Below are 26,917 nucleotides of genomic sequence, written 5' to 3' on the forward strand. Positions count from 1 at the left end.
TTATCTGAAAACAGCAGCAACCTGTACGGCACCGGCAGTTTACTACAAATCCTGCAAGCTGTGTGGGGCAAAGGGAACGGAAACATTTACCAGTGGAAATCCATTAGGACATGATTTTAGCAACAATGCAGAAGCCTGTAGACGGGAAGGTTGTAATGAGAAGAACCCGGATTATAAACCGGCAACACCGGTCATTATTGAAGGCGCTGGTGGAGAATGGACAAAGGAAAGTGGTGCAACGCTTCGTTTCCGCAGTGACGCCGGTATCAGCAGCTTCCTTCGTGTAGAAGTGGATGGCACCGTAGTAGATGCGAAAAACTATACGGTAACAGAAGGCTCTACCATTGTCACCTTTACTGCAGAATACTTAGAAAGCCTTGCTACCGGAAAGCATACGGTTGCGATTGTGTCTTCTATCAGTGGGGAAGAAAAGAAAGCAACCGCCGAATTTACCGTTGCGAAGAAAGCTGATGCAACAAGTGGAAATAGCACTCCAAATACTGAGCAGACCACAGCACAGAAAACAAAAGCATTGAAAACGGGCGATGAATCACCGGTTGGATATCTGCTTGTACTCTTGGCATTATGCGGAGCGGCAGTAGTATTCACAGGGAAAAAGGGTTATTTAAAATAGAATATAGATGAGATAAAAAAGCCATACATAAAAGCAAATCCTCTGCATACAATGTAAAAACAAGTATTGCAGGGGATTTTCTTTGAAAAGCTATATAGAAGAAAGAGCCGTAGAAATAGCCAAATACATTATAGATAACAATGCGACAGTGCGTCAGACCGCAAAGCAGTTTGGAATCAGTAAGAGCACGGTACATGCGGTAGTAACAATATAGAACGATACAAAAGCAAAATCACATGGAGAATTGAATAGAACTGGAACAAGGGCACTCTCGGGTAGATATCAGGGAGTGCTTTTGCTATAATGAAATCAGGTAACCTTGAGTATTGGTGAGGGGAGATGCAAAATGACAGGAATATATGATTGCTTTGGTTATGGCTCTGGATATGATGTCTCTTTTGAAGAAAGGTACAAATTGATTAGAAAATCGGGATTTGATTGTGTAATGTTGTGGTGGAGCAATCAGTTTGGCAGAGGAGACGGTTATCAAGAGGATGTAAGATTAGCCAGAAGAGCTGGTTTATTTGTAGAAAATATCCATGCGCCTGTGCATGAGCAGAATAATCTGTCACTGGACAATTTGAGTGGTGAAGGTGTATTTCAAAGTTATCTACAATGTGTAGCGGATTGCTGTGAATATGATATACCGACCATGGTGATACATTTGCCAAATGATAATAATCCTTTAAATCAAACAGGAATCAGACGGTTGACAGAACTTATAAACAAGGCAGAACAAAAGAATATTCAGATTGCTTTTGAGAATTTAAGTAACATTAAAAATTTGAAAATAGTTTTAAATAAATTCACTTCAAATAATGTAGGCTATTGTTATGATAGTTGTCATCATATAAATTATGCACCGGATGAAGATTTGTTGGGAATGTATGGAAACCGGCTGATGGCAATTCATTTACAGGATAATGGCGGTAGCCATAATCAACATCAATTACCATTCGACGGCAATATTAATTGGGATACAGTTATGGAGAAAATTGCCTGTACAGGATACCGGGGAGCTACAACTTTAGAACCAATGAATTGGGATTATTCTCATTTAAATATTTGTCAGTTTTTGGAATTGGCTTATGAAAGGGCAAAAAGGCTTGATTACTTGCGAAAATAATGTAGGTGATGAAAACAGACGGGGAGTTCAATCAGATTTCTGATTGATTCTGAGGGTTTGGGAGATAACTCCCAACAAGCAAAACTGCATTTTGTGTGTACAAATGCACTGCTTGCTAAGTTGTGAATATAGAAATGAAATTAAATTTGAATTTAGAAAGAAGGCAAAGAAGAGGATGCAGATTATAAAATTGTATACGGGATTGGCATTGAGACGCTTGAAGAAGATTAGTAACATAAAACCTTTTTCAAGCCTTTTCTTTCGCTTTTACGGCTTTGAATGGAATATGGTGCAGCTGGGAACAGCGTGATTTTTGGAAAAGTACAGTGGGAATAGACAAAAGTCCAGTATTTTGGGAACGTAATTTGATTTCAAATGGATTATGCTTAGATTAAATAAAAAGGTCTGGTCTAATCTAAGAATCCTTCTCATAGTATGGGAGAGAAGGATAGGCGAGGTAAGGGGGTGTAGCTTTCGCTTGAAACGGACGAAATTAAATTATCGTTTTCATAATCCAAATTCAGCGGAAGATACTGCAGATTTCCTGTGCAAACTCTTAATAGCAGTAAATGCCGGGAAGGTAGAGAGGGCAATAGAGAAAACTGCATTGTATGCAGAGAGTGGGGATTACATATTAGAAAATTTATCGGAAAACAAGGAAAAATTATTTGTGGGGTAAGAGGAGCAAGGTGAGAGCCTTGCTTTTTGCTTTGATATCTAAAAGAAATAAATAATAAACACTTAAATGAGAAATAATCGCGTTTGAATGTTGATTATTTTGAAAAAATGCATATAATAAAAAATAGAAAAGAAGATGAGGTAGTAATTATGTTGATACAATTTAATTTTAAAAATTTTAGATCTTTTAGAGAAGAAGTAACTTTGGATTTGTCTGCCACTAAGATGACAGAATTTTCTGAAAGAGTTGTGACCATCGGAAGTGAAAAGATACTGCCGGTTGCTGCCATTTATGGAGCAAACGCAAGTGGCAAGTCAAATATATACAGTGCATTTGAGTATATGGCCGAGTATGTAGTGGATTCTTTCAAGTACGGAGATGAGGAAGAGAAGTTTGAGGAGTATAGACCTACTCCGTTTTTGTTTGATTCCACGTCAGCAGATGCAGAGTCCAGTTTTGAGGTCTATTTCACTATTCCTGGAGATAAGAACGAGAAGACATATAATTATGGATTCTGCGTTGATCAGGAAGGTGTAACAGAGGAATGGTTGAACTCTAAGGCTAAGACAGCCAGAAAGTACAGTACAGTATTTTATCGTGGAAATTCTGACAGTGAATTAGATTTATCAGGCTTGCCGAAGAACAGCAGGGATAATATAAAGATTGCGCTGGAAAAGCAGGTGCTGATTGCTTCTTTAGGAGCTAAGTTAAAAATTAGCAAATGTAAGGCAATCAGAGACTGGTTCTTGATAAATGAATTTGCAGATTTTGGTGATCCGGTTACTAACTTTTTCTTATCACGTAGATTGCCAAGAGGCTTTGTGGATGATAAGAACGTTCAGCAGAAGGTTGTGGAATACTTTGCATCTTTTGATGAACATATTAAGGATTTTCGGGTTGAAAAGGTTCCGAGTGATGGTGAATCAAAGGAAGAAAAATATAAGATTAATGCGCTTCATAAGAAGATTGATTCTGATGAATTGGCAGAGATACCATTAGGTGCAGAGTCAGCGGGAACATTGAAGATGTTTGCTCTTTACCCGGAATTGCAGGAAGTATTGGAAAAGGGAAGCGTATTTTTCATTGATGAATTAAATGCTCGCCTGCATCCGCTTTTGGTAAGAAATTTTTTGCTTACATTCTTGAACCCGAATATTAATGTTAACCATGCGCAACTTGTATTTACAACGCATGATACATGGCAACTTTCAAATCAGTTGCTGCGTCGTGATGAAATCTGGTTTGTTGAGAAGGATGATCGAGGTGTTTCAACATTATACTCCCTTGCAGATTTTGTGGATGAGGATGGAGTGCGTATTCGCAAGGACGAAAGCTATGAGAAGAATTATCTGATTGGTAAGTATGGTGCCATTCCGACTTTAAAGAGTATTGATATGTTTAAGGGTGCTCAATGTCCTGGGGACATTGGTTCAGCACCGACCGAAGTGGAACGGAGAGATTGAGCATGGCAAAAGGGGATAGAACAGGGAACAGAAAAACAAGAGAGCAAAGAAGAACAATCAAAGTACCGGAATTGGGATATTACTTGATCGTTACAGACACAGAAGGGACAGAACGTTGCTTTTTTACAGGATTGCATCAATCTTTGCCAGAAGAAGTTAGAAACAAACTTGTCATTAAAGTCGTAGAAACAAAGACAAGAAGCATGATTGATAAATGCCTGGAGCTAACAGCTTATGAGGCGCAATATCGTATTCCTTGGATTGTGTTTGACAGAGATCAAGTGATAGGATTTGATGAAATTATTTCCGAGGCAGAGAAAAAAGGTATACAAGTAGGATGGTCAAATCCGTGTTTTGAAATATGGATGTATGCTTATTTTGGTGCAATGCCGGCAATTCAAGATTCATGGATATGCTGCTCTGAGTTCGGACGAGTATATGAGAGCAAGACGGGACAGAAGTATTCCAAGGCAGATGAAAAGATATATGAAAAAATTTGCCGTGTAGGAAATGAGGAAAAGGCAATACAGATAGCACAGCAGAAATTGGTGCAGTGTGAACGTGAAGGTAAAAAGAAACCATCAGAGATGTGTCCGGGGACGACGGTGCATAGGTTGGTGGGGGAAATACGTTATAAAACAAATAATTAGAAAGAATTTGTATAAACGAAAAAATGGAGCAATAAAAAATGGAAAGGAGATTAATATGCCATATGTAGCAAAGCCAAAACCCTGCTATATGGATCAATTTGAGTTTTATAAAGTAATTGATGGAAGAAAAGTGTATAGGGGGAATGGTCGATTATATTCATGGGATGAGTTACATGGAGAAATAGAGGTGTTTAATAAGCAGGGGTGGCATTTGGGTGCATTAGACGCAAAAACAGGAGAATTGATTAAGCAGGCGCGTAAGGATAGGAGGTTAAGTGATGTATAAGAATTTTGTTTTAGATTGTCTCGAAGAAGGGCTTTTTGTTGACGAAATAGATGACTATGTAGAATACTGGCATACTCACGAGACAAATATGTCATTATGTGAATTTTTAGGATTTACAGATGAAGAATATCGCGATTGGCTAATATATGGAAATGATGTGGTGAGAGATATACTTTATTGTAGAAGACATTCTATAAATTATCATGATTATATCAATATGTCTAGTGGAGATAAAATTGCGGCCAGATCGTATAATTTGGAGGAAGTAAAGAAATACAAAAAAGATGGAGAATAAAGAAAAACAAGTTAGAAAAATTGCACAAAGGGTTATGACGAAATATAAGCTACATCCGCCTGTTGATATGATGGGGCTTATTCAAGAAAAAGGAATAACTTGTGTTGAAGAAAATCTTGGAACTAATGCAGATGGTTATTCTGATTTGAAGGATTCTGATCTAAAGATAGTGTTAAATTCTGCTATTCAGTATGAACCAAGAAAACGTTTTACCTTGGCGCATGAATTAGGTCACATATTTATTAGTTGGCATAGTGATGTTACTTTGTGTGTAACGGATAATGAGTATTCAGAACATAACAAATTAGATATTCAAGAACATGAAGCAAATGTATTTGCGTCTGAGATATTAATGCCGACCGAATGGGTAAAAGAGATGTTAACTCTGAATGAAAATAGAAGTTTGGAATATAATATCAAACAACTTTGTACCATTGCGAATACCTCTATTATGGCATGCTTTTATGCGTTGGAAAATGCAATGAAATCGGGCAATGTAATTGTTGTTAGTGGAGACATGTTTTTTCCTAAGAAATTTATATCTGATAGAAGAATGACCTTATACTTTCAAGGATATGATGAATATGGTGTTTGGGATGATTTGTGTCTTTGTAAAGAAGAGTTTGATATTGGAAATTATCAAGTATGTCATTATGTCTTTCCAGAATGTCCATCAATGGAACAAATTGAAACTGCATTTAGTACAGCGGAAAATGTAGTGAGTGCGCTTGAATTAATATTTGGGAATAATTTTAGTGCATGGTGTTGTTGGATGGGAGTTGTATTAAATCAAATTTCTCATATATATAATGCCTATTTGTTTGCGAAAAATGAGTGCGTGAAGCATTACAAAAATGAAAAATCTCTTATGCAATTATATTACAGTGACAAACTAGATTTGATGAATGAATGTAAATTGTTTGAGTATGATTTTTATGAGGTGAATTTTGGGAACGACTGGACAATGGTATTAATTAAGGAGCCGTGTTATGTGATTGACAAGAAAGTTTCTTATTCTGATAGCAGACTACTGATTAAGGAAATTTTGAGTGAAATGTATACAGATGATAAGAATATAAAGAAAGCTAGCCATAGAATTAATGGGATTATTGGTTCGGCATTAAGCCATAGAGAAACAATGACCAAAGAAGAAATCTACAATTTGTTGAATATAAAATTAAGACGAAGTGATCTAGCGGAATTCGTATTCCATAGAAAGTTTGAAAAATTTATATATTCCAAATCAGTAGAAAAAGGTTTGTGAAAACACCTAATGAATACGGAATTATTATGAATTATAAGATGCTGTTTGGGTATCCTGAGCCGGGGGATAATTTTGATGAACCTGTAATAGAACATTTGTAATGCTCCTTCGAAATTCAAAGTTATTTCAACTTGGCAAGAATAACATGGTATAAAGCTTGAAAATGAGCAGTTGAAAAGTTTGTAGTTGTTCGTTATAAAGAAAGGAAAATACTATGGAGAAAAAAATAGTAGGTCTTAACACTTACTTTAAATCTCTAGAATATGAAAATTTTGATGAGTATGAGTTTTCTGCGAGAATTTCATTATTGGATTATGATGCGGTTGTTATCAATGCAGAGTATTTGATAACAAATTATTCTACTTCTTATGATAGTTCTTATCAGAATAAACCTTGTCTTTCAGATTATAATTCTGCGCAAATAGTAGAAGATTTTAAAAAAATTGAAGGGCAAATAAAAGAGTTGTTGAAGCAAGGACGAAATGTATTTGTTTTAATGGGCAACAATGATAACTGTTACATATATACTGGGGAAAAACAGTATTCAGGGACAGGAAGAAATGCAAGACAAACAAATATTGTTAGAGAGTTTAATGCATATTCATTTTTGCCAATAAAATTGAATGTTACGGAGGTGGTTGGTGAGCGGATTGATATTTGTTGTTCATCTCCGTATAGGGATTTTTTTACTAATACAAGAAATTGCTATTATTATGCATCATACTTTTCTGTTGCAGAAAATAGTACAATATTAGGAAAAATAAAAGGCACTGATAAAGTGGTGGCAGCTGTTATTCCATATGGTAGTGGGAAAATAGTTTTACTTCCCCAAATTTATGAGGAAGAAGAATACAAGACAGAGGATGTATGGAAAGAAAACGGTAAAAAATATTTGGACAGTTTATTTGAACTTAACCGCCGTTTAAAAATAACTGATGAAGAGATGGATTTGCCCGGATGGACCCAAAACATATATATATTAGATGAAAAGGTGAAGTTAAAAAAGCAGAATACAATAGAAAATAAGATTGCAAAATTGGAAAAGGAACTTGATAAAGAAAGAATAGCTGTTCAAGAGGTTCAGAAATATAAGTTATTGTTGACATCAAGTGGAACTACACTTGAGGAGATTGTAAAACAAGTACTTGATGAATTAGGATTCACTATCTTAGAAGCGGAAAAGGGTAGAAGTGATATAATTGCTAAATATGGAGAGGTTGCAATTGTCGCTGAAATTAAAGGAGTGACTAAAAGTGCTGCAGAAAAGCATGCTGCACAGCTTGAAAAATGGGTTGCTCAATATATTGAAGAAAATGAAGTCTTACCCAAAGGAATGCTAATTGTAAATGGGTTTTGCGATATGCCACTGGATGAACGTCTAGCAGATGTCTTTCCGCAACAAATGCTTAAATATTGTGTATCACGCGGGCATGTATTGCTTACATCAACACAATTACTTTGCCTATACATAGAGGTTTGTAAAAATCCAATATGTAAAGAGGAAAGAATTACAGAATTACTTTCGTGTGTAGGGAAATATGAAAGATATAGAGAGACAAAAGATTATTTAAAATGATATAGCATACTGGAAAAACAAGATGATATCTAATTGAATGGTGGCATCTTGTTTTTATACAAATTGAGTATAATAGCCGCAACAGAACATTATAATTTTAACAGAAAGGTTGATTGCCATGAACATCGCCGCATACTGTCGTGTATCCACAGATAAATCCGACCAGCTCAACAGCCTAGAAACTCAAAAAGAGTTCTTCTTAGAATATACCAAGCGCACCGGGGACAACCTTATTAAATTATATGCAGATGAAGGTATTTCCGGAACTAAAATTAAAAATCGCAAGGAATTTCAACGGATGCTTGCAGATGCGGAAAAGGGCTTGTTCGATATGGTTGTAGTTAAGGATATTTCTCGTTTTGCCAGAAATACCGTTGATTTATTACAGAGTGTCCGCAGACTGAAATCTCTTGGCATCGAGACACAATTCCTGACTGCCAACATGACCAGTATGGGCAACAGCGAATTTGTCCTAACCATCTTCGGTGCATTAGCGCAGGAGGAAAGTGCCAATACTTCCAAACGTATTAAATTTGGTAAGAAGATGAATGCGGAAAAAGGTCGTGTTCCGAACATTGTCTTTGGTTATGATAAGACGATTGGTGACTATTTTAACCTTTCTATCAATGAGAACGAGGCAATGGCAATCCGGCAGATTTTTCAGTGGTATACAGAGGAAGGCAATGGCGGATCGAAGATTGCAAATATGCTCAATGAACGAGGCATCAAGACCAAGCGTGGCAACAACTGGAGCCAGAACTCCGTTTGCCGAATTTTGACCAATGAGATATACACCGGGAAGATTATCAACGGCAAAGAAGAGATTGCAGATTTCCTGACCGGTCAGAGAAAAGAAAAGGATGAATCCGAATGGCTTGTCACGCTTCGGCCGGAACTCCGGATTATTGAGGATGAAGTTTTTGATAAAGCACAGGATATCTTAAAAGGTCGTCATGATTCCTTCAAAATTACTCATGAGCGCCAGAGTAATAAATATTTATTCTCGACATTGATTAAATGCAAGGAGTGCGGGTGGTCTTTTCGCAGAACGGTTCGCCAATATAAGAATACCTATGTGCGCTGGGTTTGTTCCGGGCATAATGGGAAAGGTGCGGATAGCTGCCCGAATGCAGTGACGGTAGATGAGGAAGAATTGATTCAGGCGCTGCAGGAGTATTTTCAGGAGATTCTTGGTAAGAAGAAAAAAGTAATCAATTATGTGATTAAAGAATTTCAGCGAGTATACAAAGCAAAAGATGAAAATATTGAGTACGAAAAGCAGCTAAATACAGAATTGAACAGGCTTCGCAAATCCCGTGAAAAATACATGGACATGTATACCGATGATTTGATTTCCAGAGAGGAATTGAATGAGAAAATCGGTGGGATGCGAAAAGAGATTGAGCGGTTGGAGAATGAACTGAAAATGGTCTCTTATCATCTGACCAAGGGAGAACAACTGGAAGCAATTTTGAACAGCACATTCAAGCAACTGGAAGATATCACGGATGTTCATGAAATGACAAATGTACAGTTGAAGCGCTTGATCAATAAAATTGAAGTGGACAAGGATGGCAATGTAGATATTTATCTGCGTCTTATTGGTGAGCTGGGATTGGATGAAACTGTCTTAATTGAAGGTAACGACAGAGCAGAGGAAACAGAAGACAAAACAGCTCTAAATTGTAACATCCATACATAAGGACGTAACAGAACGTTTATCCCAGGTGAATCCGACCCTGGCGCGGGAAGCAAGGAAAGTGCTGGATGTCAATAAGTCGGAGCGTCATATCCGTGGGGGACTGGCAACGAGAGAAAAATATCTTCATCAGCATGTGACTGGTTGATATGTTTGAAACAAAGAAAACGTAATATTGTGCCCGGCGTTGGGAAAAATCAGTGCGGCGGCACAATCAAGAAGAAATGCCAGTATCAGCAGCGTAAGAAAAATGCGTTGCAGTGGTACTGGCATTTTTCTCCATAAATGAGATGCAATCCGTGCAAACACACAGACCCAGAGCACACCGGCAATGCCAAATCCCAATGCAGAATAAAGACAGATATAACCGCCAAGCTGCAGTGGATAATCGTGATAATCCCAGTAACGCAGGTGGAAAACTTGAGCGAGGAACCATCCGATAAAAAGTTCTACGAAAGAGCCGAGAAGCGCTGCAAGAAAAAAGACTTTGACCGGATGCTTCTGAAAGCGTCTTAAAATAAGCAGCATCAGGACAGCCCCCACACCATAGACCGGAAGCCATGGACCATAGAGAAAGCCACGGTTACAGAAAACCCCATCCTGCACATAAAAAAGCAGCACTTCCCACAGGTATCCAAGAAATGCTCCCAGAAAGAAAAAGAAAATATATTGTGTGATGGATTTAATCAGATAATCTTTACGCATACAGGGAGTATTTCCATATAATAAGGAAATATGCGTTGCCGAAAATGTTAGTAAAAATATTCGTTCAAAGGTCATCAGAAAACAAAATAGGTCTTGTCTTTCCAGGGTGGCTCAACTATAATGAAGTTTAGACGCTGGGCGAGTCTCAGCAAAAATTAGGAGGAAAAACGTCCATGGATAAGGAAAAAGTTATTGTCATTGATTTTGGCGGACAGTACAACCAGCTGGTTGCAAGACGTGTCCGTGAATGCAATGTATATTGTGAAATATATTCTTACCGCACGGATATCGAGACAATCAAAGCGATGAACCCGAAGGGAATTATCCTGACCGGAGGTCCAAATAGTTGTTATGAGGCAGATTCACCAACTTGCAGCAAAGAGCTTTTTGAACTTGGTATCCCGGTTCTGGGACTTTGTTACGGCGCACAGCTCATGATGCATGTGTTGGGCGGCAAGGTAGAAAAAGCACCGGTTCGCGAATATGGTAAGACAGAAGTAATGGTAGATAAGAATTCACCATTATTCCAGAATGTAGAAGAAAAGACCATTTGCTGGATGAGCCATTTTGATTATATTTCAAAGACAGCACCTGGTTTTGAAATCGTAGCACATACTGCAGACTGCCCGGTGGCAGCCGCAGAAAACCGTGAAAAAAATCTCTATGCCATCCAGTTTCACCCGGAGGTACTCCATACCAAAGAGGGAACCAAGATGCTCCACAACTTCGTGCGTGGTGTCTGTGGCTGTGCCGGAACATGGAGAATGGATTCCTTTGTGGAAAATACCATCAAGGAAATCCGTGAAAAAGTCGGCAACGGAAGAGTGCTTCTGGCATTGTCCGGTGGAGTGGATTCTTCTGTGGCAGCAGGTCTTTTATCCAGAGCAATCGGAAAGCAGCTTACCTGCGTATTTGTTGATCATGGCCTTCTTCGTAAAGACGAGGGAGATGAAGTGGAAAATGTATTTGGACCGAACGGTCAGTTTGACTTAAACTTCATCCGTGTAAATGCCCAGGAGCGTTACTATAACAAGCTTGCCGGAGTAACAGAGCCGGAAGCAAAACGTAAAATTATCGGTGAAGAATTTATCCGTGTCTTTGAAGAAGAAGCAAAGAAAATCGGAGCCGTTGATTTCCTGGCACAGGGAACCATTTATCCAGATGTGGTAGAAAGTGGTCTTGGCGGAGAATCCGCTGTCATCAAATCCCACCATAACGTAGGTGGTCTTCCGGAATATGTTGATTTCAAGGAAATCATTGAGCCATTGCGTAACCTCTTCAAAGATGAGGTTCGTAAAGCCGGTCTTGAACTTGGAATTCCGGAGCATCTGGTATTCCGTCAGCCATTCCCGGGCCCGGGTCTTGGTATCCGAATCATCGGTGAAGTCAATGCTGAGAAAGTCCGCATCGTACAGGATGCCGATGCCATCTACCGGGAAGAAGTGGACAAGGCAGTAGCTGCTTACAAGAAAGAAAACGGCGAAGCTCCATCCTGGATGCCGAACCAGTATTTCGCAGCCCTGACCAATATGCGTTCCGTTGGAGTAATGGGCGACGAGAGAACCTACGACTACGCAGTTGCACTGCGTGCCGTAAATACCGTCGATTTCATGACCGCCGAAAGCGCAGAGATTCCATTTGCAGTACTGCAAACAGTAATGAGCCGAATCATCAACGAGGTACGCGGGGTAAACCGTGTATTCTATGATTTGACGAGTAAGCCACCTGGAACGATTGAGTTTGAATAAAAGCCACAAGTCTTGGAACCCGCTAAACAAGCGGCTTCCGAGACTTTTTCTTTTGCTCTGCTACTATTTTGCTACTAATAGCAACTACTCTGTATCACATCGTTTCGGTGGCAAATCAGTGTAGGTTTGTGTTAAATTATCTTTCTTTGAGGCATCTGTATGATTTTGGCAGATGTCTTTTTTTCTGTTAATGGTGCTGGACCATATGGAAGATTTACTGCTATAGCATTTGCTGAGGAAGTACCTGTATCAGATACTTCTGTATGGTTGTAAGGTATCCCGGCTGCTTCAAGTAATGGATTTCCATCTGGTGGTTCAGGTTTTGGCGAATCTGTCGCCTGCAATGATTCCAGACTATGCACAAGCTCCTGCTGTTTATGTGGAAACAGATGAGAGTATGTGTTAAGTGTTGTGGATACTTTCTCATGTCCAAGCCTGTCTGCGAGGATTAAAGCATCACAGCCCTGATTGATAAGTAAGCTGGCGTGCGAGTGGCGGATGTCATGAATTCGTATCTTTTTTACGCCTGTGTTTTTGCAGCCTCTTATCATCTCGTGTGAGAGATATGATTTTGTTACTGGGAACAGCCTTTCATCTGCGTCAAGCATATACCTTGACTGGATATAGTCTGATAGCTCCTGGCAGAGAAAATCCGGAATCGGAATCTTTCGCTTACTTTTTCTTGTCTTAGGTGATGTAAATACATCTTTTCCTTCTATCCGCTGATATGTTCTGTTGATGGATATTATCTTGTTATCAAGGTCAATATCAGCAGGTGAGAGAGCAAGCAGTTCACCTTCACGCATACCAGTCCAGTACAGGACTTCAAAGCATATATACGATAATGGCTTATCTTTTATACCCTCACGGAAAGTAATATATTCATCATAAGTCCAGTAATCCATTTCCTCAGCCTTCGCTTTTCCAATAGTGCCTGCCTTGCCGCAGGGATTGGTGTTGAGATCATAGAATCGCTTGGCGTAATTGATGATGCTGTTAAGCTCCGTGTTAATCTTCTTCAGATAGGTCTGGGAGTAATTATTCGGCGAACTCATAAGCTTCGCCTGCCATCTTCGTACATCAGAGGCTTTGATTTCATTAATCGGCTTGCTACTGAAGAATGGAAGAATATGCGTCTGTAGTACCGCCTTTTTTGTCAGAAGAGTTGACTGCTTAAGTCTTGCAGCCATATCCTCCATATAAATTTCATAAAGGTTTTGAAATGTCATGTCAGGATTGGCAGACTGCTGTTCCAAAAAGTCCCTTTCAAATCCTAAAGCTTCCTTTTTGGTGGCGAAGCCTCTTTTCCACTTCTGTTTCTTGATTCCCTGCCAGTTCGTGTAATAGAACTTGGCGAACCATTTACCAGTTTTTTCATCTTTGTAAGCTGGCATAAATATCATCTCCTTTTTGTAAAAATTGTTGTGCAATCATCAAAAGGCTATGATATAATCTACTTGTTCAGGGTGATTATAAAGCCTTCGGGTCAATCACTTACATAGCTTCGGTCATTCCTTTTGCGAGAAGGAGTGTGCCGGAGCTTTTTCTTTACTAAAGGTGTAAGCCTGCAATTATTCAGTTTTTGAATCAGCTTCATTATCCAGTCGGGAATCCTTATAATATGCTAACATATCTGATTTCCATGAATCAAACTTTTCTTTTGAAAGCTTTCCTGTCTGAAGCATATTCTTCTTTGCTATCCAGTTTTCCATAAAGAGACAGAAGTCTGCATCATATTTTCCATTGCCTTTGCCATTAACCTTGATCCCGGCAGTCCATTCAGGATTTTCAGGAGGTTTGGTGTTGGACAGCTCAAATGAAAAATCAGTAAGTTCAGTTATGGCAAAGAGAGCGTTGATTACATCTGACATAGTGTGGAATTCATATGCCGGATATTTAGTAGTCGTATTATCTTTGGGAATATTATTATCTTCTGGAGATAAAAGCTCCTGCCATGGAACATTTAATTCATTAGCAATCTGTTTTAAAACATCTATCTTCATTAGTATTTCACCAGACTCATATTTCTGGATAGTGCGTTCTGATTTACCAAGATGCTGTGCAAACTCTTTTTGAGTAATCTTCTGTGCTCTGCGCTGTTTCTGTATTGCCTTCCCGATTTCTTCTGGAGAAGACATAGTGATTTTAATGGAATGAGAATTAGTCATTCTGTCCACCTTCCTTTATATGAAATAGTCCGTTGTAAAGATGCGTATAAGATTGATAATAAATGAAATACGTATCAGTAAGTGACTTATTTGTGATTGCAAGATTACTTTATCATAAGTAAAAACGAATTGCAAGTGCGTAATTGCAAAAAGTTCTATTGACAAATTTTGAAAAGGATATTAAGATATGCACGAACTAAAAATACGGATTAAATAAAGAATAGGATAGCTGCTTTGTGAAAATACGTATTTAAAATAACAATTTATGAAAGGAGGAGCTGTATGAAGGGTATAAAGGAAGCATTCATAGATGCAGGTGAGATAAGCCAGATGCTTGGTATCGGGATGACAAAGGCATATGCAATTATAAAGGAATATAATGCAGAGCTTGAAGCAAAAGGTTATTTCACCATGCGGGGCAAATGTCCAAGGAAGTACTTTGAACAGAAAATCTATGGTTACGAAGATTATTACAATCCGAATTATGAGCCGCAGCGTAACCGGAGCAAGGTTGCAGAAGAAATGGATTATGAAGCGGCAGTTGGGGATTCTGTGATAAGTGAACAGGATGAAGTGGATATACCGCCTAAAACAAATGGATTGCCGGAAGATGGTGCTGAGATAGCAGAAAATGTGATGTCGGATGCAGATGTAATGGTGAAAGAGACAACTGAATAGGTGAAACCGGTGTGGGGGCAAAAAGCGCCGCCAAAACATGAAAATGGGGGCAAAAAGCGCCCCCAAAACCACAAAGTGGGGGCAGAAAGCGCCCCCACACAAATCAGAACCGAAAAAGTGTGGAGGCAAAAAGTGCCGTCAAAATGCAAAAGTGGGGGCAAAAAGTGCCACCAAAACTGCAAAGTGACGGCAAAAAGTGCCTCCGCTCAAATCAGCGAGAAAAAGTTATGGTGGCGGAAAATGCCATCAAAATGGAAAAGCGGTGGCGGAAAATGCCACCAAACAAGCAAAGTGATGGCAAAAAGTGCCACCACTTTTAAATCAGGTGGAACTTTAGCCACCACATATCATATACAGGGTGCAGGTGCTCCTGCCAAGACGAAAAATTATGTAAACGCTGATGCGTTTATATTTTTTCGGGAAAAGGCCCGACCTTTTCCGCATCTTGCAAAACCAGTGAACACTACGAATTTCATGCTTGCATGGAAATGAGCAGTGTGAACGCCAAATACACCGAGCATGTAATGCGAGGTGCAAAACCTATGAACACATTTTTAAGAAAGGTTGGAAAAGCAATGGTACAGATAAAAAGATATTGGTTTTATAAAGCATTAGAAAACTACGAAAGGGGAGAAACGCATGGCAGATGGAAAGAGAAGATACAAATCTGACAGGAAAGATTATAAGATTTCTGTAAAACTGTCGGAGAAAGATATGGATATTCTGAAAGTAGCACTTAAGCGAACCGGAATGACAGCAAGTGCCTATATAAGAGAATTGATCCGGACAGGAGGCAACATTGATACAAGTTATCCAGAGGACAGGGCAAAAGCAATCCGTGTTATTGCAGGTATTGCAAATAATATTAATCAAGTAGTAAAGCTTGGCAATTCGCAGGGAAAATTGTATTACAGCGATATTGACAAGCTGCAGAACAGTTTGGATGATGTAAAGAAAACATTCGGGGAGGTGCTGGAAGTATGGCAATTACAAAGATCTTGAATATCATGGAATCAGAGGGCAGAAATCCGGCATCGCACCTGAAGAATGCTTTGGAATATATCCAGAATCCGGATAAGACAGAAGAAGGTGTACTGATGGGCAGTATTAACTGCCTGCCGGATACGGCATTTGAGCAGATGGAAGAGACAAAGAATATATTTCACAAAAATAGTAAGAGACAGGGCTATCATGTGATCATATCATTTTCGCCGGAAGAAAAAGTAACGGCAGAGCAGGCAATGTATGTGCTGGAGCATTTTGCAAAGGATGTGCTTGGTGATGATTATGAGGCTGTGTATGCGGTTCATACCGATAGGGAGCACATGCATGGGCATCTGATCTGGAATAGCGTCAGTATGACAACCGGTAAGAAGTATAATTCACCTAAAGGCAATTGGAAGAATCATCTGCAGCCGATTACAAATAAATATTGTGATGAGCTTGGACTTTCCATCATGCCGGCAGAGTACAGCAGAAATCCGAAGAATATCAGTAGGGACAAGTGGGAAAGAGAAATGTCCATGAAAGAAATAATTCTTCGTGATGCCAAGATGTGTGCATATGCAGCCGGAAATGTGGAGCATTTTAAATATCTGATGAAAAGACTTGGATATGTATTCAAGAAAAATGCGTGGATGGAAGTGCAGGCACCGGGATTTCGGTATTATCATAAACTGGCAAAGCTAGACGAAATGTTTTCAGAGGAGACGTTAAGGCATCATGTGGATATGCCCTGGATGGCAAAGCCTTACTTTTATTCGTCGGATATCAGAGGATTGCACAGGACGAAGCTGTCACCATTCCAGAAGAAGTTTTATGCAAAGCTGTACAGGTTAAGGATTGTAGAGCAGAAGCGGTTTGTTGTTGGTGGAGCTAAGTATACGGAAGATTTGAAGAGATTTCATCGGTTACAGGACGAATATCTGTTGCTTGTGAATAATGACATCAAAAGTGTTGTGGAACTTGTGGATTTCATAAGTGGGCAGAAAGAAAAGATGCAGCAGATTGAGGGCAGACAGAAGGCAATATATAGAGAAAACTCTAGCAGGAAACGAAGTATTAAGACAGAAGCACAATACCGGGAATATCAGATGTGGCATGTGGAAGTGCAGGAAGAACTGGACGAGCTGAAGCAGGAGAAAAGGGAGCTTAAGAGACAGTTGCAGCTTGCTGATAGCATTGTGAAAGAAGATTTGTATACGGCATATTATGCAGTGTCGGAGAATGAGGAGATTGTTGCTGACAGGGATGTTGAGATACCGGAGATGGAAGAGAATACTGCGGTTGAGAAAGGAGCGGGAGTTGTTGTTGAGCCGGATATAAATGTTGAGGTGATGAATTCTAACAATATTCAGAATGATATACCTGTAATGTCAGATATTCATAATGTGTCTGATGTGAATATGGCAAGAATGGATGAAGATATTACTGATGTAACAGGTAAAAGTAAATTAGTGGAACCTAAAGAAAAAGAACCTGTGGATAAAGTTGGCTGGATTATGAGGAGAATATCAGAGCTTGGTGGTTATGAGAATGTCAGTAATTCTGTTAAGGCTGATATATTCGGATTTGATATTGCTGATATTAGTGGAAGCATAAAGTTGTTTTCGGATGTGATGAAAAAACTTGTAATAAAGCTGGATGGGGATGAGCTTTATGAGGAGTTCCAGAGAATATATGATGAGAGTGTTGATAGAGATGCTGGTAAAGATAAAGCAGAAGATAAGATGTGGAATAGGGGCAGAGGAAGATGATTCCTCTGCATATCCCCGATTCACTTTACGTACCTGAATTATATATTGCAAATAGGGAAACAATCGCAAGAGATTGCGATTGTTATTGATGATGTAGTGATTCTGTGATATCATATAAAAATATGGTACATGAAAGCGGAGGTCAAAATGAAAGTATTGATAATGAATTGTAGTCCTGTAAGAAATGGAGCAACAGCAGAAATTGTTAATATAGTTACTGCTCGTCTGGAAAAGAAACATGATGTTAAAAATATATGTATTGATGATTATGATATAAAATTTTGCAAAGGATGTAGAACTTGTCATAATACAGCAAAATGTGTTCAGAATGACGATGTTGATAGGATAATTGAGCAATATGAATGGGCTGATATTGTTATATCTGTCTCTCCGTCGTATTGGGCAGATGTACCAGGACAATTTAAATCTTTTATTGATAGATGCACTCCGTGGTGTAACACACATGAACCGCATGCCAAGATAAGTAGTGGTAAGAAAGGATATGTTATCGCATTAAGAACTGGACCGGGAATGAAGGAATGTGAGAGGATTATTGCAACCATAGAACATTTTTATGGACATATGGAAATTGAATGTTGTGATAGTCTTGGTTTGTGTTCGGTGGAATATAAGGAAGATTTGGAATGCAGGAGAGAAGAAATCGAGGAATTCTGTAACAGTATAGATTAAATGATTTATTATGGATATTATTCACATATAGATGGAATGTTTTTGGCTGGTATTACAAGATTTTTATATCAAAGAAGGGTTGTGATGATATTGGAGACAGGTATTATGATAGAAAATGCTATAACATATGTGAAACAAATATTTGCTGCTGATTCCAGTGGGCATGACTACCATCATACCATTAGGGTTTATCGGTTGGCGGTAGAAATTGCAAAGCAGGAAAATGCGGATATGCAGATTGTGCAGTTAGCAGCATTATTACACGATGTAGATGATGCCAAGCTTTCACCGGAAACTTATGCTTCGAAGAGAAAGGCAGTTGATTTTATGAAAGGCAACGGTGTGGATAATGAAATTATTGAAACTGTGTGTAAGATTATAGAGGAAGTATCATTTGCAGGAAACGATTCAGTTGTGCCAAGTACGATAGAAGGTAAATGCGTGCAGGATGCGGACAGGCTGGATGCAATCGGAGCAATTGGAATTGCAAGAGCATTTGCTTATGGTGGTAGTAAAGGTAGAAAGATTTATGATCCGGAGATAAAACCTTTGATTAATATGAGTAAAAAAGAGTATCAGCAAAATCAAAATTCTACAAGCATTAATCATTTTTACGAAAAGTTACTATTGCTAAAGGATATGATGAATACGGATGCTGCAAAGGAGAAAGCTTGGCATAGACAATTTATCATGGAATCCTATCTTGAGGAATTCATGGCAGAGTGGGAAGGAGAAAGGTGATATGTTAGAAGTGAATTTTTATGATACAGTTGATGACGATTTATTGAAGTTTGCAGTGATTATTTCACAGAGTAATGGGAAGTGGGTAATGTGTAAACATAAAGAACGCGATACATATGAAGTCCCGGGTGGACATCGTGAAGAAGGGGAAGATATTTTGGAGACTGCTAAAAGAGAACTTCAAGAAGAAACAGGTGCCGTTAAGTTTGATATAGAACAGCTATGTGTATATTCTGTCACAGGTAAGAACAGTATAAATGAAAACGGAGAGGAATCATTTGGATTATTATGTTTTGCAGAAATAAGAGAATTTTCAGGTGAACTTCATTGCGAGATGGAGAAGGTGGTACTTATGGATGAATTACCAGAAAATTGGACTTATCCATTGATACAACCAAAGTTGATTGAAAAATATCTGCAAATACAAAAGCAATCTTATAGTCAGATACAGCAGACTGCAAAACAGACTATAGCATATATAAAAAAGATTATTAAGCCGGGTATGAAGTTATTTGATATTCGAAAACTATGTGAGGAAAAACTGATGGAGTTAGGTGCAGACTCTTTCTGGTATTGGGATGTTGGTGCATTTGTATTCGCAGGAGATGAAACAACGGTTTCCGTATCTGGAAAGCAATATGTAACTTCGGATAAAATTATAGAAAATAATGATATTATAACAATTGATTTAAGTCCACAGGTAGGTAATATCTGGGGAGATTATGCTAGAACTATTATTGTAGAAAATGGTGAGGTTGTAGATGATATAGAGTTAATTCAGAACCAAGAGTGGAAAAGTGGTTTGCAAATGGAAGATAAGCTACATGCAGAATTATTTCGTTTTGTTACAAAAGGAACCACTTTTGAAGAACTATATTATCATATGAATGAGTTCATAGTTGAAAACGGATTTGTGAATCTTGATTTTATGGGTAATCTAGGACATTCCATTGCGAAAGTTAAGAGTGACAGAATTTATATTGAAAAAGGAAATAAGGCGAAACTTGTAGCGATGAATTATTTTACTTTTGAGCCACATATAGCATTTCCTGATTCAAAATACGGGTATAAGAAAGAGAATATTTATTATTTTGATGAAGATGTGTTGGTAGAATTGTAAAAGGGGATATTTGCTAATTGTCTAGTGACAAAGAAAGTGTGTGCTTTGAATTCAGGAGGCAAAAACAATGGATTGGAATGAAGTTTTAAAAGATATTGTGTCAGGAACAATACTGCTTGCTATAGGTGGTATAGGCGGATGGTTTGGTGGTGTGATTAAAGGAAAAAAACAATCATCAATGGCTGTTGAACGCAAAAATCAAATATATCAGCCATTACTTGATGAAATTAAAACATATACAACTTTTGACTGGTCAATATTGATAAATATAAAAGCGGACATTTTAAAACAAGTAGTTTGTGAATCGTATAAATTTGGATTAAATGAAGAAATACAAAATAAGTGTAATTATTTGTATGAAGTTATACAAGAGTATAATAATATAAAACCTGTTGCAGTAGCTAATCAAATTATTGTAGATATTTTTACAGAAGCTTATGAAAAAATATATGGGAATATTATTGATGGTATTGCTTATCATACTGACCGCGAAGGTAACGAATGGGAAGAGGAAGTACTAGTAGAATCGGTACAAATTATAAGAGAATTAAATCTTACTAAGGATATTGAGAACTTATTAAGAAATGAAGGTATGTATTCAAGTGAAGTTTGTGTTGATTATGAAAATGGATTATACGAGCCTATCTATCTAGAATTGAAGCGCATTTATGCGTCAGCACTCCATGTCATTATAAATGGAAAGCCATGCAAGCATGCTCAGCCAGTAATAGAATTAAATATGTTACCAGAGGAATATATGGCGTATTATTATGATTTCTTTGATAGATATAATAATGATAAAAGGATAAAAAGGAAGTATGAATTAAGGGAGGAGATTATATATAGTAGCCAGTCTCTTGTAGAAGATATGAAGTCAATAATTGACAAAATTGTACGTATTTATGAAATTGAAGAAGTATAAAAGCGGACAGTGTTTTAGCAAAGAGAGAGGATGTCTGTATGCAATATGCAAGAAAATTGAGAAAAGGTGACAAAGTAGCAATTGTAAGCTTGTCGAGTGGAATGCTTGGTGAAGAATTTTGCAGTCATAATATTGAGATTGGTGTAAAGAGATTAAAAGAATATGGTTTGGAGCCGGTATTTATGCCAAATGCTTTGAAGGGTATTGAATATTTGCAAACTCACCCGCAAGCAAGGGCGAAAGACCTAAAAGATGCATTTCTGGATAATTCTATTGCAGGGATTATTTGTGCAATTGGTGGTGATGATACATACAGACTTTTGCCTTATCTGATGGAAGATGAAGAGTTTATAAAAGCGGTAGAGGAGCATCCAAAATTATTTACAGGATTCTCAGATACTACTATCAATCATTTGATGTTTTATAAACTGGGCTTGTCTACTTATTACGGACCAAACTTTATTTGTGATTTGGGAGAAATTGCAGATGAAATGTTACCATATACCAAAAGGGCATTTGAGAGTTATTTGGAAGGTAATGAATCTGATGAAATTACATCCAGTGATACTTGGTATGAAGAAAGAGAAGATTTTTCAAGAGTCGCAATAGGAACAGAAAGAAAAACTCATAAGGAAGAACGTGGGTTTGAACTTCTCCAGGGAAGTGAAATTTTCCAAGGAGGATTATTAGGTGGATGTTTGGAAAGCCTTTATGATGTATTGACCAATAGCAGATATGAAGATGAAAAGGAAGTTTGTGAAAGATATGATCTGTTTCCAAATAAGGAAGAGTGGGTTGGGAAAATTCTATTTATAGAAACCTGCGAAGAAAAACCGACTCCTGAATTGTTTGAAAGAGAAGTGTTATTACTGAAAGAAAAGGGAGTATTCGACGTGGTAAAGGGTGTATTAGTTGGAAAACCACAGGATGAAGCTTATTATCAGGAATATAAAGATATTCTTATTAGAGTGATAGACAATGAGAAACTTCCGATTGTTTATAATGTGAATTTCGGACATGCTATGCCACGATGTGCGTTACAGTATGGTGCTGTTGCAAAGGTAGATATGAAGCAGAAAAAGATTTATGTGAATAGGTAGGAGCGAATACTATGGCTGTATCATATAACAAATTATGGAAATTATTAGTTGACAAAAAAATGAGCAAATCAGATTTGCGTAAAAAGGCAGAAATTGCCCCGAATACAATGACAAAATTGCGACGTGATGAAGAGGTAAGTCTTACAATTCTTAGCAAAATCTGTAAGACTTTAAATGCAGATTTTGGCGATATTGTGGAGTATGTACCGGATGCAGAAATTTGGGATTTGTATGATGAAAATAGGGAGCTTCTTGGGAAAGACCATGTCAGGGGTGAGCAGTTACCGATAGACGGATATCATCTGGTGGCACATGTTTGGATTCGCAATTCAAAGGGAGAATATCTGATTGCGCAGCGCTCGGCAAACAGACCAACATTTCCCTTGGTGTGGGAATGTGTGGATGGTTCAGTGATAAAAGGGGAAAATAGTTTGCAAGGTGCACTCAGAGAAGTAAAAGAAGAAGTAGGGGTAGATTTATTACCGGAAAAAGGACATGTTATTTTGTCTGATATAAAGAAAATAGAGTTCGGTAAAGTAGTTAATAAAATTGTAGATGTTTGGTTGTTCGAGTATGATGGAGAGGTTGATTTGAGCAATGCTACAACAGATGAAGTGGCGCAAGTTGCGTGGATGAACAGAAGTCAAATAAAAGAATTATTTGATGCAAATATGTTTGTGGATACATTGGAGTATTTTTTTACGGAAGTGGAGAAAGAAGGGAGATAAATGTTTAAGTTTATATTTGATTTAATAACAGAGCCATTAGGGTTACCAATTGAATGGTACTATGAATGGATTATTCTATTAGTTATTGGAGAAATGGCATATCGTGTGGCATATAATAAGGTGGGTGTTTTGTATCAAAGCGGTTCTATATCTGGAAAATCTGCAGGCTCATTTTTTCATTGGATAATTCGTACTGTTGTATTTGTGGCAATATGGGCAGTGACATATGGAGTGATTTGGATTGGCAAATTTGTTATGGCACATAAAATACAAGTCGCTATTGGTATATGTAGTATTGTGGCGGTTGTTATAGCTGTAAAAATATTTGTTTGGTTTAAAGAACAAAATGAATTAGTCAAAGTCTCAATAAAAGTTGAAGATAAGGATAACCGGTAAAATACTTTAGAAATAAAGAATGTTGGTGGATATATGAAGGAAAAAGAACATCAATCCATAGAGTGGAAGGAATCATGGCAGGATGAGTATTTAAAATGGATTTGTGGATATGCCAATGCCTACGGTGGAACAATATACATAGATACGGATGACGATGGTAATGTTGTAGGTATTGATAATGCAAGAGATTTATTAGAACGAATTCCTAATAAGATTACAGATACAATGGGAATCATTGCAGATGTGAACTTGTTATATAAAGGCGAACTTGAGTATCTGCAGATAATTGTTGATAAATACCCATCTTTAATAAGTTTTCGTGGAAAATATTATTGTCGTTCCGGAAGTACCATGCGTGAGATTACTGGAAAGGAATTGGAAAGAGCTTTGTTAAAAACGCAGGGAAGAACATGGGATGGTGTGCCTCTGCCAAAACTGTAAGTATCTGACTTAAAGCAGGATGCAATACAGTTATTTAAAGATAAGGCAGTGAAAAGAGGAAGGCTTACGAAGGAAGAAGTCAGTGTGGAAGATACTATCTTGATGGATAACCCGCACCTAATTGATGAAGATTTGAAACAAAAAATCCGGGATATAATGGTGCATACTCATATGAAGAGTTTATGAGGATTGTTAAAGAGTTGTAGTAAATAGAAAGGAAAGTACGTATTGATGCGTAGAGAAAATCCAAGATGGGAGTATAGAAGAGAAACATCAGCATACGATAAGTCTGATTATAGGAGTAAATTTTATAAGGGTAAATGGGAAAAAGCTTGGATAAAAAATAGAATCCAATATGCTTTAGATAAAAAAATAGATTTATATGAATCAATGTGGGAAGGTTATGTAGATAAAACAGAACATATGCCCAAAAGTTTGTTTAAATTTTTTCCATTTAATCATAATAGTTTAAAATGTATTGAAACCAATTCTGTTTTTATGAATAACCCTAGTAACTTTAATGATCCATTTGATTGCTTATTGTGCGCAAATGAAAATGAATTTCTTAAATACTGTTTATTGGATTATCTGAAAGAAACGGACGCTGTTGGACGAGAGATATTATCACAAGATGAATTGAATAAATTGGAACATAGTTATTGCGGTGATTGGGAACAGCATAATGGAAGTATATATAATACTTTTGATAGTGTTGTTACTCATATCTGTTATGATCCTGAATTAAGAAAAGAACGTAAAGGAAGCGATGAAATTAGTCGGAAACTATATTATGATAGGATAAAATATGAAAATGGACTAAAAGAGCTAAGAAAAAATACGATACAAGTAACTTCATTTGCTAATATTAATGATTTTAAGTTGACTTCTTATATGGAATTATGGGCACATTATGCACAAAATCATGAAGGCTTTTGTGTTGAGTACGATTTAACACAACCTATTGCAGATTCAAGAGAAAATGCAATGATTTTAGGGGGATTATTGCCTTGCGAATATGGAGCAAAACAGATTATTTTAAGTAAAAGAAAAATATACAAGTATATAAACAAAATCCCGCTTACAGCATATGAACAGATGGAACTTGATAAAAGTTTAATGCTGTCATTTATCACAAAATCTTCATCGTGGAAATATGAAAATGAATGGCGACTTTTGCTGCCTGTGGATATATGTAAAATATATGACAATATGATACCATTTTTCCCGATAAAGGCAATTTATATTGGATGCAGAATGCATAGGGATAATAGAGAGTATTTGTATTGTTTGGCAAAACGTAAAGATATTAAAGTTTATGATATGTCTATGCATGAATATAATTTTGAACTTGAAGGTGAGTATTGCGAAGCCGATATAAATAATTATTTTCAATCAAAGGAAGAGAAGAGACAGAGAGAGTTAAGAGATAGTAAATATAAGTTTTGGAAATAAAAATCAAATAAGATACTAAGAAAATTAGAAATGATAATTATATTTAGAATATAGCTGTGTAGGAATGGAGATGACGCTATGGAACTTGAAATGGATGTAGAGGATTTATTAAACAAAAGAAAATTAGAATCAGACCGAATAGAGTTTAAGACTGGGTGGAATCCTGACGATATCTACCATAGTGTCTGTGCATTCGCAAATGATTATAATAATGATGGCGGCGGTTATATTGTTGTAGGTGTTGAGGAAGAAAATGGTGTTGCCAAGCGTCCGGTAAAGGGCTTATCTGAATATATGTTGGATTCAATACAGAAAGATATGTTGGGGTACAATAATTTGATTTCTCCACCCTACTTTCCACAGGGGATACCAGCAGAAGTGGATGGAAAATGGATTTTTGTAATTGTTGTCAGAACAGGACAGCAGCGACCTTATAAATCACCAGAGCATGTAACAAGTAAGAAAGAAAAGAAGTACAATTATTATATTCGTTATCAGACAAGTTCTGTTAAGGCAAATAGTGAACAGGAGCGAGAACTGATTAATATGTCAGATCAAACTCCGTTTGATTGCAGAGCAAACCATAAGGCAACATTTGAGGATATTTCACCGGTGCTGTTAGAAGATCATTTGAGAAAAACCGGTAGTAAGCTTGCTAAACAGGTAAGTGAACGTGGTGTTGAGGAAATACTTAATGATATGCAGCTATTGGTTGGTCCGCCAGAACTCAGATATATTCAGAATGTGGCAATTATGATGTTCTGTGAGCATCCAGAAAAATTCTTTGGATATACTTATGTACAGATGACCTCTTTTCCTGAAGGAAGCATTGAGAATCCAAGTATTAGTGAAGATTTTCCCAATATTACAGGTTCTGTGCCACAGATGATTCAGGCAACAATGGAAAGATTTCGTAATTTGATTATTCGAGAGAAGGTAATTAAAGTACCAAATCAGATGGAGGCGTTAAGGATATTCAATTATCCATATCAGGCGATAGAGGAGGCTGTTGTAAATGCCTTTTATCACAGAGATTATATGTCCTTTGAACCAGTAACTATAGAGATAGAGCCGGATTGCATAAATATTATGAATTTTCCGGGGATAGACAGATCTATTTCAGAAAAAACGATAGCTGAGGGAAAGAGATTTGTTTCGAGATATTATAGAAATAGACGACTTGGAGAGTTTTTAAAAGAACTGGATTTATCAGAGGGACATTCTTCTGGCATACCAACAATACAGGAAGAACTTGAGAAGAATGGCTCACCAAGAGCGGAGTTTTTTACGGATGAAGATAGACGAGCTATGAGAATAAGAATTCCAATCCACCCGGCATTTTTGGAAGCGGATGATGAAGTTTTGCTGCCAGATAGCTATGAGAAAGCAACGAAAAAATCATCAAAGAAAAAGATAGAGCAATATGAAAAAATCTTAAAATTATTAAATGATGGAGAATGGCACAAAACAGCTGAAATAGCTGATAATCTGGGATTAAAGGATACTAGGACAAAGGAATTGTTAAAGGAATTAATTGCACTTGATAAACTCATTGATAATGGGAAAACAAAAGGCAAGTTGTATAGATTAAAATAATTCG

At 37.4% G+C, this 26,917-nt stretch carries 27 protein-coding genes and 4 pseudogenes; 28 read left to right on the forward strand and 3 right to left on the reverse strand.

The window, feature by feature from the left end:
• The 12 genes and pseudogenes from DXB39_RS14925 to DXB39_RS07675 form a co-directional block, all read left to right on the forward strand.
• Positions 1 to 634 (forward strand): annotated as a pseudogene (locus tag DXB39_RS14925) (hypothetical protein); the annotation flags it as partial.
• A gap of 82 nt (positions 635 to 716) precedes the next feature.
• A pseudogene (locus DXB39_RS07625) lies at positions 717 to 842 on the forward strand (sporulation transcriptional regulator SpoIIID); the annotation flags it as partial.
• Positions 843 to 980: 138 nt separating this feature from the next.
• A complete protein-coding gene (locus tag DXB39_RS07630) occupies positions 981 to 1,760 on the forward strand; it encodes a sugar phosphate isomerase/epimerase family protein (protein WP_117841312.1) in 780 nt (259 codons plus the stop codon).
• A gap of 478 nt (positions 1,761 to 2,238) precedes the next feature.
• Positions 2,239 to 2,439, forward strand: a complete 201-nt coding sequence (locus tag DXB39_RS07635; protein ID WP_117841311.1) for a hypothetical protein — start codon at positions 2,239 to 2,241, stop codon at positions 2,437 to 2,439.
• A gap of 149 nt (positions 2,440 to 2,588) precedes the next feature.
• Positions 2,589 to 3,902, forward strand: coding sequence for an AAA family ATPase (locus DXB39_RS07640; RefSeq protein WP_117841500.1), 1,314 nt, complete (start codon positions 2,589 to 2,591; stop codon positions 3,900 to 3,902).
• 2 nt (positions 3,903 to 3,904) lie between these two features.
• Positions 3,905 to 4,552, forward strand: coding sequence for an RloB family protein (locus DXB39_RS07645; protein WP_117841310.1), 648 nt, complete (start codon positions 3,905 to 3,907; stop codon positions 4,550 to 4,552).
• A gap of 55 nt (positions 4,553 to 4,607) precedes the next feature.
• Positions 4,608 to 4,838 carry a colicin E3/pyocin S6 family cytotoxin gene (locus tag DXB39_RS07650; protein ID WP_117841309.1) on the forward strand — a complete coding sequence of 77 codons (231 nt, stop codon included), beginning with the start codon at positions 4,608 to 4,610 and terminating at the stop codon, positions 4,836 to 4,838.
• The gene (locus tag DXB39_RS07655) at positions 4,831 to 5,133 is read left to right on the forward strand and encodes a hypothetical protein (protein WP_055233133.1); all 303 of its coding nucleotides are present in this window, start codon (positions 4,831 to 4,833) and stop codon (positions 5,131 to 5,133) included. The genes DXB39_RS07650 and DXB39_RS07655 overlap by 8 nt, the downstream gene beginning before the upstream one ends.
• Complete coding sequence (locus DXB39_RS07660) at positions 5,123 to 6,397, forward strand: ImmA/IrrE family metallo-endopeptidase (RefSeq protein WP_117841308.1); 1,275 nt, start codon at positions 5,123 to 5,125, stop codon at positions 6,395 to 6,397. The genes DXB39_RS07655 and DXB39_RS07660 overlap by 11 nt, the downstream gene beginning before the upstream one ends.
• A gap of 214 nt (positions 6,398 to 6,611) precedes the next feature.
• A complete protein-coding gene (locus DXB39_RS07665) occupies positions 6,612 to 7,973 on the forward strand; it encodes a hypothetical protein (protein ID WP_117841307.1) in 1,362 nt (453 codons plus the stop codon).
• 118 nt (positions 7,974 to 8,091) lie between these two features.
• Complete coding sequence (locus DXB39_RS07670) at positions 8,092 to 9,675, forward strand: recombinase family protein (RefSeq protein ID WP_117841306.1); 1,584 nt, start codon at positions 8,092 to 8,094, stop codon at positions 9,673 to 9,675.
• A pseudogene (locus tag DXB39_RS07675) lies at positions 9,662 to 9,820 on the forward strand (sporulation transcriptional regulator SpoIIID); the annotation flags it as partial. The gene DXB39_RS07670 and the pseudogene DXB39_RS07675, both read left to right, overlap by 14 nt.
• Here the strand turns inward: DXB39_RS07675 and DXB39_RS07680 are convergent.
• On the reverse strand, positions 9,802 to 10,377 hold the full coding sequence (locus DXB39_RS07680; RefSeq protein WP_117841305.1) for a putative ABC transporter permease: 576 nt from the start codon (positions 10,375 to 10,377) through the stop codon (positions 9,802 to 9,804). The pseudogene DXB39_RS07675 and the gene DXB39_RS07680 sit on opposite strands and share 19 nt — an antisense overlap.
• 173 nt (positions 10,378 to 10,550) lie before the next feature.
• On the opposite strand from DXB39_RS07680, the gene guaA reads away from it, so the two are divergent.
• Complete coding sequence (gene guaA / locus DXB39_RS07685; RefSeq protein ID WP_117841304.1) at positions 10,551 to 12,125, forward strand: glutamine-hydrolyzing GMP synthase; 1,575 nt, start codon at positions 10,551 to 10,553, stop codon at positions 12,123 to 12,125.
• Positions 12,126 to 12,256: 131 nt separating this feature from the next.
• Here guaA and DXB39_RS07690 read toward each other — a convergent pair whose 3' ends face one another.
• Both DXB39_RS07690 and DXB39_RS07695 read right to left on the reverse strand, forming a co-directional pair.
• Positions 12,257 to 13,519 (reverse strand): site-specific integrase, encoded by a 1,263-nt coding sequence (locus tag DXB39_RS07690; protein ID WP_243006001.1) that lies wholly within the window; start codon positions 13,517 to 13,519, stop codon positions 12,257 to 12,259.
• Between the two features lie 177 nt (positions 13,520 to 13,696).
• Entirely contained in the window at positions 13,697 to 14,293 is a 597-nt protein-coding gene (locus tag DXB39_RS07695) for a helix-turn-helix domain-containing protein (protein ID WP_117841303.1), read from the reverse strand.
• A gap of 282 nt (positions 14,294 to 14,575) precedes the next feature.
• Here DXB39_RS07695 and DXB39_RS07700 point away from each other — a divergent pair, with 282 nt between their 5' ends.
• From DXB39_RS07700 to DXB39_RS07765, 15 genes and pseudogenes are all read left to right on the forward strand, one after another.
• On the forward strand, positions 14,576 to 14,971 hold the full coding sequence (locus tag DXB39_RS07700; protein WP_117841302.1) for a hypothetical protein: 396 nt from the start codon (positions 14,576 to 14,578) through the stop codon (positions 14,969 to 14,971).
• Entirely contained in the window at positions 14,972 to 15,463 is a 492-nt protein-coding gene (locus DXB39_RS14765) for a hypothetical protein (RefSeq protein ID WP_158565979.1), read from the forward strand. It begins immediately after the preceding gene.
• Positions 15,464 to 15,610: 147 nt separating this feature from the next.
• The gene (locus DXB39_RS07710) at positions 15,611 to 15,973 is read left to right on the forward strand and encodes a plasmid mobilization protein (RefSeq protein ID WP_117841300.1); all 363 of its coding nucleotides are present in this window, start codon (positions 15,611 to 15,613) and stop codon (positions 15,971 to 15,973) included.
• Positions 15,952 to 17,727, forward strand: coding sequence for a relaxase/mobilization nuclease domain-containing protein (locus DXB39_RS07715; protein WP_117841299.1), 1,776 nt, complete (start codon positions 15,952 to 15,954; stop codon positions 17,725 to 17,727). The genes DXB39_RS07710 and DXB39_RS07715 overlap by 22 nt, the downstream gene beginning before the upstream one ends.
• Before the next feature lie 129 nt (positions 17,728 to 17,856).
• Positions 17,857 to 18,417 (forward strand): flavodoxin family protein, encoded by a 561-nt coding sequence (locus DXB39_RS07720; RefSeq protein ID WP_117841298.1) that lies wholly within the window; start codon positions 17,857 to 17,859, stop codon positions 18,415 to 18,417.
• A gap of 84 nt (positions 18,418 to 18,501) precedes the next feature.
• Positions 18,502 to 19,158, forward strand: coding sequence for an HD domain-containing protein (locus DXB39_RS07725; protein WP_117841499.1), 657 nt, complete (start codon positions 18,502 to 18,504; stop codon positions 19,156 to 19,158).
• A 1-nt stretch (position 19,159) separates the two neighbouring features.
• Positions 19,160 to 20,278, forward strand: coding sequence for a M24 family metallopeptidase (locus DXB39_RS07730; RefSeq protein ID WP_117841297.1), 1,119 nt, complete (start codon positions 19,160 to 19,162; stop codon positions 20,276 to 20,278).
• 67 nt (positions 20,279 to 20,345) lie between these two features.
• Complete coding sequence (locus DXB39_RS07735) at positions 20,346 to 21,200, forward strand: hypothetical protein (RefSeq protein ID WP_117841296.1); 855 nt, start codon at positions 20,346 to 20,348, stop codon at positions 21,198 to 21,200.
• A gap of 38 nt (positions 21,201 to 21,238) precedes the next feature.
• Positions 21,239 to 22,300 (forward strand): S66 family peptidase, encoded by a 1,062-nt coding sequence (locus DXB39_RS07740; protein WP_117841295.1) that lies wholly within the window; start codon positions 21,239 to 21,241, stop codon positions 22,298 to 22,300.
• A gap of 11 nt (positions 22,301 to 22,311) precedes the next feature.
• Positions 22,312 to 22,512: pseudogene (locus DXB39_RS15195) on the forward strand (helix-turn-helix domain-containing protein); the annotation flags it as partial.
• A complete protein-coding gene (locus tag DXB39_RS15200; protein ID WP_330416502.1) occupies positions 22,495 to 23,028 on the forward strand; it encodes an NUDIX hydrolase in 534 nt (177 codons plus the stop codon). The pseudogene DXB39_RS15195 and the gene DXB39_RS15200, both read left to right, overlap by 18 nt.
• Entirely contained in the window at positions 23,029 to 23,424 is a 396-nt protein-coding gene (locus DXB39_RS07750) for a hypothetical protein (protein ID WP_117841293.1), read from the forward strand.
• A gap of 33 nt (positions 23,425 to 23,457) precedes the next feature.
• Positions 23,458 to 23,865 carry an AlbA family DNA-binding domain-containing protein gene (locus tag DXB39_RS07755; RefSeq protein WP_243006000.1) on the forward strand — a complete coding sequence of 136 codons (408 nt, stop codon included), beginning with the start codon at positions 23,458 to 23,460 and terminating at the stop codon, positions 23,863 to 23,865.
• Between the two features lie 231 nt (positions 23,866 to 24,096).
• Entirely contained in the window at positions 24,097 to 25,317 is a 1,221-nt protein-coding gene (locus DXB39_RS07760; RefSeq protein ID WP_117841292.1) for a DUF2971 domain-containing protein, read from the forward strand.
• A gap of 78 nt (positions 25,318 to 25,395) precedes the next feature.
• Complete coding sequence (locus DXB39_RS07765; protein ID WP_117841291.1) at positions 25,396 to 26,913, forward strand: RNA-binding domain-containing protein; 1,518 nt, start codon at positions 25,396 to 25,398, stop codon at positions 26,911 to 26,913.
• Positions 26,914 to 26,917: the final 4 nt, after the last annotated feature.

The sequence above is a fragment of the Roseburia sp. OM03-7AC genome, from assembly GCF_003462625.1.
Classification (GTDB): Bacteria; Bacillota; Clostridia; order Lachnospirales; family Lachnospiraceae; genus Roseburia_C; species Roseburia_C amylophila.

What these genes read in the sequence shown, in the direction of transcription:
- DXB39_RS07630 (WP_117841312.1), top strand. Translation starts at nt 981, where the DNA reads ATGACAGGAATATATGATTGCTTTGGTTATGGCTCTGGATATGATGTC.
- DXB39_RS07640 (WP_117841500.1), top strand. Translation starts at nt 2,589, where the DNA reads ATGTTGATACAATTTAATTTTAAAAATTTTAGATCTTTTAGAGAAGAA.
- DXB39_RS07645 (WP_117841310.1), top strand. Translation starts at nt 3,905, where the DNA reads ATGGCAAAAGGGGATAGAACAGGGAACAGAAAAACAAGAGAGCAAAGA.
- DXB39_RS07650 (WP_117841309.1), top strand. Translation starts at nt 4,608, where the DNA reads ATGCCATATGTAGCAAAGCCAAAACCCTGCTATATGGATCAATTTGAG.
- DXB39_RS07655 (WP_055233133.1), top strand. Translation starts at nt 4,831, where the DNA reads ATGTATAAGAATTTTGTTTTAGATTGTCTCGAAGAAGGGCTTTTTGTT.
- DXB39_RS07660 (WP_117841308.1), top strand. Translation starts at nt 5,123, where the DNA reads ATGGAGAATAAAGAAAAACAAGTTAGAAAAATTGCACAAAGGGTTATG.
- DXB39_RS07665 (WP_117841307.1), top strand. Translation starts at nt 6,612, where the DNA reads ATGGAGAAAAAAATAGTAGGTCTTAACACTTACTTTAAATCTCTAGAA.
- DXB39_RS07670 (WP_117841306.1), top strand. Translation starts at nt 8,092, where the DNA reads ATGAACATCGCCGCATACTGTCGTGTATCCACAGATAAATCCGACCAG.
- DXB39_RS07680 (WP_117841305.1), bottom strand. Translation starts at nt 10,377, where the DNA reads ATGCGTAAAGATTATCTGATTAAATCCATCACACAATATATTTTCTTT.
- guaA (WP_117841304.1), top strand. Translation starts at nt 10,551, where the DNA reads ATGGATAAGGAAAAAGTTATTGTCATTGATTTTGGCGGACAGTACAAC.
- DXB39_RS07690 (WP_243006001.1), bottom strand. Translation starts at nt 13,519, where the DNA reads ATGCCAGCTTACAAAGATGAAAAAACTGGTAAATGGTTCGCCAAGTTC.
- DXB39_RS07695 (WP_117841303.1), bottom strand. Translation starts at nt 14,293, where the DNA reads ATGACTAATTCTCATTCCATTAAAATCACTATGTCTTCTCCAGAAGAA.
- DXB39_RS07700 (WP_117841302.1), top strand. Translation starts at nt 14,576, where the DNA reads ATGAAGGGTATAAAGGAAGCATTCATAGATGCAGGTGAGATAAGCCAG.
- DXB39_RS07710 (WP_117841300.1), top strand. Translation starts at nt 15,611, where the DNA reads ATGGCAGATGGAAAGAGAAGATACAAATCTGACAGGAAAGATTATAAG.
- DXB39_RS07715 (WP_117841299.1), top strand. Translation starts at nt 15,952, where the DNA reads ATGGCAATTACAAAGATCTTGAATATCATGGAATCAGAGGGCAGAAAT.
- DXB39_RS07720 (WP_117841298.1), top strand. Translation starts at nt 17,857, where the DNA reads ATGAAAGCGGAGGTCAAAATGAAAGTATTGATAATGAATTGTAGTCCT.
- DXB39_RS07725 (WP_117841499.1), top strand. Translation starts at nt 18,502, where the DNA reads ATGATATTGGAGACAGGTATTATGATAGAAAATGCTATAACATATGTG.
- DXB39_RS07730 (WP_117841297.1), top strand. Translation starts at nt 19,160, where the DNA reads ATGTTAGAAGTGAATTTTTATGATACAGTTGATGACGATTTATTGAAG.
- DXB39_RS07735 (WP_117841296.1), top strand. Translation starts at nt 20,346, where the DNA reads ATGGATTGGAATGAAGTTTTAAAAGATATTGTGTCAGGAACAATACTG.
- DXB39_RS07740 (WP_117841295.1), top strand. Translation starts at nt 21,239, where the DNA reads ATGCAATATGCAAGAAAATTGAGAAAAGGTGACAAAGTAGCAATTGTA.
- DXB39_RS07750 (WP_117841293.1), top strand. Translation starts at nt 23,029, where the DNA reads ATGTTTAAGTTTATATTTGATTTAATAACAGAGCCATTAGGGTTACCA.
- DXB39_RS07755 (WP_243006000.1), top strand. Translation starts at nt 23,458, where the DNA reads ATGAAGGAAAAAGAACATCAATCCATAGAGTGGAAGGAATCATGGCAG.
- DXB39_RS07760 (WP_117841292.1), top strand. Translation starts at nt 24,097, where the DNA reads ATGCGTAGAGAAAATCCAAGATGGGAGTATAGAAGAGAAACATCAGCA.
- DXB39_RS07765 (WP_117841291.1), top strand. Translation starts at nt 25,396, where the DNA reads ATGGAACTTGAAATGGATGTAGAGGATTTATTAAACAAAAGAAAATTA.